Source organism: Nocardia paucivorans NBRC 100373, assembly GCF_000308675.1.
In the GTDB taxonomy this organism is placed as follows: Bacteria; Actinomycetota; Actinomycetes; order Mycobacteriales; family Mycobacteriaceae; genus Nocardia; species Nocardia paucivorans.
The window spans coordinates 1-2,530 of sequence record NZ_BAGE01000010.1; the positions used below are offsets into that span (position 1 = coordinate 1).

The 2,530-nt window shown below is 66.4% G+C and carries 3 protein-coding genes; 1 reads left to right on the plus strand and 2 read right to left on the minus strand.

The genetic code is table 11. The features are described from left to right. Positions 1–234 precede the first annotated feature (234 nt). Positions 235–1,314 carry a phosphoribosylformylglycinamidine cyclo-ligase gene (gene purM / locus ON32_RS02490; protein WP_040788419.1) on the plus strand — a complete coding sequence of 360 codons (1,080 nt, stop codon included), beginning with the start codon at positions 235–237 and terminating at the stop codon, positions 1,312–1,314. 351 nt (positions 1,315–1,665) lie between these two features. Here the strand turns inward: purM and ON32_RS02495 are convergent, their stop codons facing one another. Together ON32_RS02495 and ON32_RS02500 are read right to left on the minus strand one after the other, a co-directional pair. Next, the gene (locus ON32_RS02495; RefSeq protein ID WP_040788420.1) at positions 1,666–1,875 is read right to left on the minus strand and encodes a DUF3073 domain-containing protein; all 210 of its coding nucleotides are present in this window, start codon (positions 1,873–1,875) and stop codon (positions 1,666–1,668) included. A 176-nt stretch (positions 1,876–2,051) separates the two neighbouring features. After that, on the minus strand, positions 2,052–2,530 hold a 479-nt coding region (locus ON32_RS02500; RefSeq protein ID WP_040788422.1), incomplete at its 5' end, for an asparaginase.

Consider the following 2,530-nt stretch of genomic DNA (forward strand, 5'->3'; position numbering starts at 1 on the left):
CTGAGCGACAACGCGAACGCCAGCGCCTTGAGCCGCCCCTGATCCCCGAGCTCCCCGACCGGGTCACGGCTCCACCCCGACCAGGCCCGCGAACGCCGCGAATACGAGACCGTCACGAATACGCCGCGCCGATGGCGCGGCCGAACACAGAGCACCGGTGCGTGCCCGTTATCGGATTCCGGTAGCGTGAGCAGGCAATCAACCCGCGGATTCGGTTTGGAGCTTTCCCCGACGATGACTGAACAGACCCCTAGTGGCGCCGGCGCCTCCTATGCCGCGGCCGGTGTGGATATCGAGGCCGGCGACCGGGCAGTCGAATTGTTCGCCCCGCTGGCGCGTAAGGCCAGCCGTCCGGAGGTCCAGGGTGGACTGGGCGGTTTCGCCGGGTTGTTCGCGTTGAAGAAGAACTATCGCGAACCGCTACTGGCCGCCTCCACCGACGGGGTCGGCACCAAGATCGCGGTGGCGCAGGCGCTGGACAAACACGACACCGTGGGGCTGGATCTGGTCGCCATGGTGGTCGACGATCTGGTCGTCTGTGGTGCCGAACCGCTGTTCCTACAGGACTACATCGCGGTGGGCAAGGTCGTGCCGGAGAAGGTCGCCGGGCTGGTCTCCGGTATCGCCGAGGGCTGTGTACGGGCCGGTTGCGCGCTACTGGGCGGTGAAACCGCCGAACATCCGGGTCTGATGGGCCCCGACGACTACGACCTGTCCGCCACAGGCGTCGGTGTGGTGGAGGCCGATGCGGTACTCGGGCCCGACCGGGTGCGCCCCGGCGATGTGGTGATCGCCATGGGTTCCTCCGGACTGCACTCCAATGGCTACAGCCTGGCGCGCAAGGTACTGCTGGAAATCGACCGGATGTCGTTGACCGGGCATGTGGAAGAGTTCGGCCGCACCCTCGGCGAGGAACTGCTGGAGCCCACCCGGATCTACGCCAAGGATTGCCTGGCGCTGATCGCCGAAACCGATGTCCGCACCTTCGCCCACATCACCGGCGGCGGGCTGGCCGCCAATCTGGCCCGGGTACTGCCCGCCGGTCTGGTCGCCGAACTCGACCGTGGCACCTGGAATCCGGCGCCGGTGTTCAAGATGATCGCCCAGCGTGGTCGGGTGGAGCGCGCGGAAATGGAGAAGACCTTCAATATGGGCGTCGGGATGGTGGCAGTGGTGGCGCCCGAAGATGTGGACCGGGCCCTGGCCGTGCTCACCGCCCGGCACATCGAATGCTGGACCCTGGGCAGTATCAAGAAAGCGAAGGACAGCGATAGCGACCGAGTGGCCCTGGTGGGCGAGCATCCGCGTTTCTGATTCGGTCGCCGGACGCGGGCGAGCGGTGAACCGCATTACGCGGCGCCGCTCGCTCGGTGTATCCGGAATCGTGGCGAACACTCCCGGGTACCGTCGCGGCACGACAGCCTCGACCGCAACGGGACAACGGTGCTATGTCAACTCACCGTCTGTCAGCTCACCGAGAGTACGGATGAGTCACCGACGAGCTGGTTCACCCGCGGACGAACCGACAACAGGTCCGCGGGCAAACCGGCAGCCGACGGTGCGACCGACATTACGAGCCGATACCGATACCAGGACGGAACCGCTGCTCGGCACAACGAGAGAGGGGAGGCCCTTCGGCCTCCCCCCAGCCTGTGTGCACCGAAGTCAGCGGCGCCAGTCGTCGTAGTCGTCGTCCTCGTTCCAGCGGGACAAGGACTCGTCCGCGTCGTGCTCGTCCGACAGAACGCCACTCCGCCGGGAGTTGGCGCTACCGGAAAGCTCGCGCTGAAGGCTCGCGAAGTCGGTTGTCGGCGAGCTGTACTTCAGCTCGCGAGCAACCTTGGTCTGCTTTGCCTTAGCCCGGCCACGGCCCATGGCTGACCCCCTCGCGTCACAGCGGGGCGGCCTGGGGATTGATGGCGACCCCGTTCGAATTAATACTCTTCCTGACAGACACTTTAGCGCGTGTCCGTCTTTCGCGCTTCCACGAGTCCAGGATCCGCTTCCGCATCCGGTTGGTTTGCCCGGGTTTCGCCGGGAGATGGGACGCCCTAGAGCACTCCGGGTATGGCCCGAATCACACCCACGCGTGCTCCACCGCCGAGCACCGGGGGGGCCGCCAGCTCGGTCAATTCATCCGACCACTCGACGCCCATACGATGCAGAATCGCCATGGTGAGCGGAACTCTCGCTCGATCGGAACCATCATCGATCTTGTACGCGAACGCAGTTCCGTCCGGAAGCGCACCCGCGTGCACCCCATCGGCGCCGATTTTGCAGACCAACCCCGGCACCGCCCGCATAACCCGCAGATCGGGCCCATCAGTGCCGGAAATCACGTGCGGATGCGCCCGAATCGCATCGGCGATCCGCCGCGAGGGGGAACCCTCGGCCGCAGTGGCCAGACCGGCGAAGGCCCGCGCCAGATTGACCAGCGACACCGGGACGATGGGCAGGCCGCAGCCATCGATACCCAGGTCGCTCTCCTGCTCGCCGGTCACCTCGGTCACCACCTCGAGCACCGCCCGCT